Annotated in this window: 6 protein-coding genes; all 6 read left to right on the plus strand. The window is 70.1% G+C overall.

Going from position 1 to position 6,372, the window contains the following annotated elements; genetic code table 11:
- Positions 1–261 (plus strand): hypothetical protein (locus tag VH914_04920; GenBank protein ID HEX4490533.1); only part of this gene is annotated, 261 nt, incomplete at its 5' end.
- Positions 262–363: 102 nt separating this feature from the next.
- Positions 364–1,104, plus strand: coding sequence for an SDR family oxidoreductase (locus VH914_04925; protein ID HEX4490534.1), 741 nt, complete (start codon positions 364–366; stop codon positions 1,102–1,104).
- Positions 1,101–3,431: a xanthine dehydrogenase family protein molybdopterin-binding subunit gene (locus VH914_04930; protein ID HEX4490535.1), complete on the plus strand. Its 2,331-nt coding sequence runs from the start codon at positions 1,101–1,103 to the stop codon at positions 3,429–3,431. Before VH914_04925 ends, VH914_04930 begins: the two co-directional genes overlap by 4 nt.
- A complete protein-coding gene (locus VH914_04935; protein HEX4490536.1) occupies positions 3,424–4,608 on the plus strand; it encodes a cytochrome P450 in 1,185 nt (394 codons plus the stop codon). The genes VH914_04930 and VH914_04935 overlap by 8 nt, the downstream gene beginning before the upstream one ends.
- Positions 4,605–5,231: a helix-turn-helix domain-containing protein gene (locus VH914_04940; GenBank protein HEX4490537.1), complete on the plus strand. Its 627-nt coding sequence runs from the start codon at positions 4,605–4,607 to the stop codon at positions 5,229–5,231. Before VH914_04935 ends, VH914_04940 begins: the two co-directional genes overlap by 4 nt.
- Entirely contained in the window at positions 5,228–6,283 is a 1,056-nt protein-coding gene (locus tag VH914_04945; protein ID HEX4490538.1) for a dihydrodipicolinate reductase, read from the plus strand. Before VH914_04940 ends, VH914_04945 begins: the two co-directional genes overlap by 4 nt.
- The last annotated feature ends 89 nt before the right edge of the window (positions 6,284–6,372 follow it).

Raw genomic sequence — 6,372 nt, forward strand, 5'->3', positions numbered from 1 at the left:
GCGCTCGCGATCGGTGTCGGCACCGCCGGCATCCTCGTGCTCGGACTCGCGGTGACCGTCCCGAACCGTCTGCGCTGGACGATGCGGGTCGGCGCGCCGCTCGCGTTGATCGCGCTCCTGTTGTTCGCCGGTCACGTGTACTTCGGGCTCGGCGCGGGCGCGACGGAGCGCATCGCGGCGTATCCGGAGACGATCTGGCTGATCGGCTTCGGCGGCTACCTGCTGCGCACCCAGCGCGCCGACCGAGCGCGCGCGAAATAACCGCGGTTCGGGATTCGCCCGCTCCTTGCGCCGCGCCCAATTTCGTAGCAGGCTCCTGCCACCAATTCCGCGCGGGCCGCCGCGCGACGAAGGGGGAGCGGCATGGGCCTGTTGGACGGCAAGGTCGCGGTCGTCACCGGCGCGGGTTCGGGGATGGCGAAGGCGTCGGTGAAGCTGTTCGTCGCCGAGGGCGCCCGCGCCGTCGCCGCCGACATCAGCGGTGCCGAGAACGACACCGCGAAGGAGGTCGGCGCGGGCGTGCTGCCCGTGCGCTGCGACGTGACGAAGGAAGCCGACGTCGAGGCGCTGATGCGCGCCGCGGTCGAGGAGTTCGGGCGACTCGACGCGGTGCTGAACGTCGCGGGCATCGCCGACGGCATCATGCTCACCGACGTCACGATGGAGCAGTACGACCGCATGATGAACGTCGACCTGCGCGGCGTGTTCCTCGGGATGAAGCACGGCATCCGCACGATGCTCGAGTGCGACAACGGCGGCGCGGTCGTGAACTGGTCGTCGATCGGCGGACTCAACTCGTCGATCGCGACGAGTGTGTACGGCGCGGCGAAGGCCGGCGTCGTGTCGCTGACGAAGACGGCGGCGCTCGAGTACGGCCGCAAGAACATCCGAGTGAACTGCGTGTGTCCGGGCTACATCAAGACTGAGATCATGGGCGCGTCGCTCGACGCGATGCCGTCGGCCGCCAAGGGCACGCCTCTGCGGCGCCTCGGTCTGCCGCACGAGGTCGCCGAGGTCGCCGCGTTCCTCTGCTCCGACCGCGCGTCGTTCGTGAGCGGTGCGATCGTGCCCGTCGACGGCGGGCGCGTCTGCGCGATCGCGTGACGACCGCGGCGCGCTACGTCGGTACCCGTGTCCACCGGACGGAGGACGCGCGGCTGCTGACCGGCCACGGCTGCTACGTCGACGACATCTCGTTGCGCGGCATGCTGCACGCGCGCTTCGTGCGGAGCCCGTTCGCGCGCGCCGCGATCCGCTCGGTCGACACGACCGAGGCGCTCACGCTCCCGGGCGTGCGGTTCGTGTTCACGGCCGCGGACCTGAACGCGGACGCGAAGGAGCAGTGGCACACGTCGGTCGGGAAGGACAGTCCCGAGACGCCGCGTCCGCCGTTGGCCGACGGTGAAGCGCGCTTCGTGGGCGATCCGGTCGCGCTCGTCGTCGCCGAGTCGCTTGCGATCGCGTACGACGCGGTGGAGCGCGTCGTCGTCGAGTACGACCCACTGCCGCCGGTCGTCGACTACACGAGCGCCGCGGATGCGACCGAGTTGGTGCACGAAGCGCACGGGTCGAACGTGGTCGGCGCGCTCGCGGGACTACCGCTCGAGAAGTTGCAGAAGCACCTCGACGCCGCCGCGCACGTCGTGACCGAGAGGATCGTGCAGCACGGCGCCGCGCCCGCACCGATCGAAGGTCGTGCGATCCTCGTCGACTGCTCGCCCGCGACCGGTGAGCTCACCATCTACTCGGCCACGCAGTCGCCGCACGAGGTGCGCATGTTCTGTGCGCGTCTGCTCGGCATCCCGGAGCATCGCATCCGCGTGATCGCGCGCGACACGGGCGGCGGATTCGGTCAGAAGATCCTCGTGCAACGGGACGAGATGTGCATCATGCTCGCCGCACCCAAGCTCGGCGCGCCGCTGAAGTGGGTCGAGGACCGGACCGAGAACCTGACGACCGCGGGCAAGTCGCGCGAGGAGCAGGGCACCGCGACGCTGGCCTTCGACTGCGACGGGAACATCACGGCCGCGCACATCGACTTCGTGCAGGACTGTGGCGCGTATCCGACGCCGTGGCCGGTGTTCACCGCGGCCGCGGTGGGCGTGCTGTTCCCCGGCCCATACCGCGTGCCGCGCGCCGGTTTCTCGACGCAGACGCTCTACACGAACACGGTCGGGCGCGCCGCGTACCGCGGGCCCTGGCAGTTCGAGTCGCTCGCCCGCGAGGTGCTGCTCGACATCGCGGCGCGCCGGATGGATGTCGATCCCGCGGCGCTCCGGCGCCGCAACCTGCTGCGCGCCGAAGACCTGCCGTTCACGAACCCCAACGGGATGACCTACGACAGCATCACGCCTCTGGAGACGCTCGAGCAGGCGCTCGCGATCCTCGACTACGACGGGTTCCGCGCCGAGCAGGCCGCCGCGCGCGAGGCCGGCCGCTACCTGGGCGTCGGCATCGGGTGCTACGTCGAGCCGTCGACGCCGGGTTACGGGTCGTACGGCACCGAGGCGGCGACGATCCGCATCGAGCCGTCGGGTGCGATCAACGTCTACATCGCGGGCGGGTCGACCGGGAACAGTCTCGAGACGACGGTCGTGCAGCTCGCGGCGGACGCTCTCGGTGCCGACATCGCCGACGTCCACACGATCCAGGGCGACACCGCGCTCACGAGCTTCGGAGCGGGCACCGCAGGCAGCCGCAGCGCGTCGATGACGGCGGGTGCGATCGACGCGACCGCGGCGATCCTGCGCGAGCGCATCTGTGCGATCGCCGCGCACCGACTCGAGGCCGCGGTCGACGACATCGAGCTCGCAGACTCACGAGCGTTCGTGCGCGGCACGCCGGCGGTCGCGCTCACGTTGCACGACATCGCGCAGCTCGCGTACTTCCAGCCCGCAGCGCTGCCCGAAGGCACCCCCGCAGGCCTCGAGGCGAGCGCGCGCTTCGCGGCGCAGAACGGATCGATCTGGGTGAATGCGACGCACGTCTGCACGTGCGAGGTCGACGTCGAGACCGGACGCGTGCAGCTGCTCCGCTACATCGTGAGCGAGGACTGCGGCCCGATGATCAACCCCGACGTCGTCGAGGGCCAGATCGCGGGCGGTGTCGTGCAGGGCGTCGGCGGTGTGCTGTTCGAGCACCTCGCGTACGACGACGACGGCAACCCGCTCGCCAACACGTTCATGAACTATCTCGTCCCGAGCGCGGCGGAGGTCCCGCCGATCGAATACGGGCACATCGGGACGCCGAGCCCCGGACCGGGCGGGTTCAAGGGCGTGGGGGAGGGCGGTGCGATCGGCGCCCCACCTGCGGTCGTGAACGCCGTCGCCGACGCGCTCGCGCCCTTCGGCGTCACCGTCACCCGCCTGCCGCTGTCACCCGAACGCATCGTCGAGCTGCTGAAGCACGGAAAGGTCGAGCCTCGTGAGTGATCTCTCGTACGACCCGTACACCGCGATCAACAACCCGGACCCGTACCCGCTGTACGAGCGGATGCGCGACGAGGCGCCGCTCTATTACAACGAGGAATACGACTTCTACGCGGTGACTCGCTACGAGGACTGCGAGCGCGGGCTCGTCGACGCGAAGCGCTTCATCTCGGGCAAGGGCGGCATCCTCGAGATCATCAAGGCCGACATCGAGCTGCCGCCGGGCACGCTCATCTTCGAGGACCCGCCCGCGCACGACGTGCACCGCAGCCTGCTGTCGCGCGTGTTCACACCGCGACGGGTCTCGGCGCTCGAGCCGAAGATCCGCGAGTTCTGCGCGCGCGCGCTCGACCCGCTCGTGGGCGAGCCGGAGTTCGACCTCATCGCGTCGCTCGGTGCGCAGATGCCGATGCGCGTCATGGGCATGTTGTTCGGTGTCCCGGAGGCCGGACAGGCGGCGATGCGGGAGATGGCCGACGCGAACCTGCGCGTGCGCGCGGGCGAGGCGATGAAGATCTCCGACAACCCGTCGTTCGGGAGCGAGACGTTCGAGGAGTACATCGACTGGCGGATCGAGCACCCGTCGGACGACCTCATGACCGACCTGCTGCACACCGAGTTCGAAGACGAGCACGGCGTGCGCCGCACGCTCACCCGGGACGAGGCGCTGCTCTACACGACGGTCGTCGCGGGCGCGGGCAACGAGACGACGACCCGTCTCATCGGTTGGGCCGGCAGCGTGCTCGCTGCGCACCCGGATCAGCGACGCGCGCTCGTGGCCGACCGCTCGTTGTTGCCGAACGCGATCGAGGAGCTGCTGCGCTACGAGACGCCCGGCCCGCAGATCGGGCGGTACATGCCCGAAGCCGTCGAGCTGTACGGCGAGACGGTGCCCGCGGGCAGCGCCATGTTGATGGTCGTGTCGGCCGCGAACCGCGACGAGCGGCGCTGGCCCGACGCCGGTCGGTTCGACCTGCACCGCACGATCGGCCAGCACCTCGGCTTCGGCTACGGCATCCACTACTGCCTCGGTGCCGCGCTCGCTCGACTCGAAGGGCGCGTCGCGGTCGACGAGTTCCTGAACCGCTTCCCCGAGTGGGAGGTCGATCTCGACCGCGCTCGTATCGCCCCGACGTCGACGGTGCGCGGTTACGAGACGTTGCCGGTGCTGGTCTCGTGAGCGTAGGTCCGCCTTCGGGTGAGCGCCGCGCGTACGACAACTCGTTGCGGCGCGAGCGCGCGGCGCAGACGCGCGAGCGGATCGTCGCGGCCGGTGCCGAGTTGGTGCACGAGTCGTCGATCCGCGACTGGCACGGCGTGACGATCCGCGCCGTCGCCGACCGTGCGGGTGTGAACGAGCGCACCGTCTATCGCCACTTCGCGAATGAGCGCGCCCTGCGCGACGCGGTGATGCACCGGCTCGAGCAGGAGGTGGGCATCGACCTCAGCGAGCTGAGCCTCGACGACTTCGCCGGCGCGGCGGCGCGCCTCTTCCGCTTCGTCGCGTCGCACCGGCACGAGGAGCGGATCCCGCTCGACGCGACCCTCATCGAGGCGAACCGCCGTCAGCACGACGCGTTGCTGGCTGCGGTGAAGGCGCACGCGGATCGGTGGCCGTCGTCGGATCGCACGGTCGCAGCCGCGATGCTCGACGTGCTCTGGGCGATCGGCAACTACGAGCGACTCGTCAACGACTGGCAGCTCGACGGTGAGGACGCGATCCGCGGCATCGCTTGGGTGATCGGTCTCGTCGAAGAAGCCGTGCGCGAGGGCCGCCGGCCTCCGAGAAAGGTGCGGGGATGACGCTTCAGGTGGTGCAGTGGACGACGGGCAACGTCGGGAAGCGGTCGGTGCGCGCGGTGGTCGCGCATCCGGACCTCGAGCTCGTCGGCGGTTACGCGTGGTCGGACGACAAGGTCGGTCGCGACATCGGCGAGCTGTGCGGCATCGCGCCCATTGGTGTCGCCGCGACGAACGACGTCGAGGAGCTACTCGCGCTGAAGCCCGACTGCGTCGTCTACAACCCGATGTGGCCGGAGATCGAGGAGCTCGCGCTCATCCTCGAGTCCGGCATCAACGTCGTGAGCACCGCCGCGTTCATCAACGGACGCAACCTCGGCGCGGGCCACGATCGGATCGCCGACGCGTGCCGGCGCGGCGGCGCGTCGATGTTCGGCACCGGGATCAGTCCCGGCCTCGTCGACGTCGTCGGCATCGCGCTCGCGAGCATGTGCGATCGCGTCGACAAGATCACGGTCAACGAAGGTTCGGACACGACGCTCTACGACTCACCCGCGACCGAACGACCCGCGGGTTTCGGTCGACCGATCGACGACCCCGAGCTGCCGGGCATGGCCGCGCAGGGCACGGCCGTGTTCGGCGAGGCGGTCGCGATGATCGGTGACGCGCTCGGCATCGAGCTCGACGAGATCGTCTGCGTCGCCGAGTACGCGCAGACCACCGAGGACGTCGTCATGGACTCGTGGACGATCGCCGCCGGTTGCGTCGCCGGCGTCGCCGCGAGCTGGCAGGGACGTGTGAACGGGCAGACGCGCGTCGAGCTGAACGTGCGCTGGAAGAAGGGCCAGACGCTCGAACCGAACTGGACGATCGAAGAGGGACACGTCATCCAGATCGACGGTCGACCGACCGTGCGCGCCAAGCTCGAGTACCTGCCGCCGCCCGACTTCGAGGCGACGACGTTCGCCGACTTCATGGTGCTCGGCATGATCATGACCGCGCTGCCCGCGGTGCACGCGATCCCGTACGTCGTCGCCGCGCCGCCCGGCATCGTCACCTACACCGACCTGCCGCTGCCGCTCCCACGCGGGACCGTGGCGCGGGCGCCGAGCTGATCGCAGGGTTAGATTCCCGACCGCGGTGGGACCGGTGGACGAGGGGGTCCGACGTGGGGCGGAAGTGGGGACGAGCGGTCGTCATCGGC

The organism is Acidimicrobiia bacterium, assembly GCA_036271555.1.
In the GTDB taxonomy this organism is placed as follows: Bacteria; Actinomycetota; Acidimicrobiia; order IMCC26256; family PALSA-610; genus DATBAK01.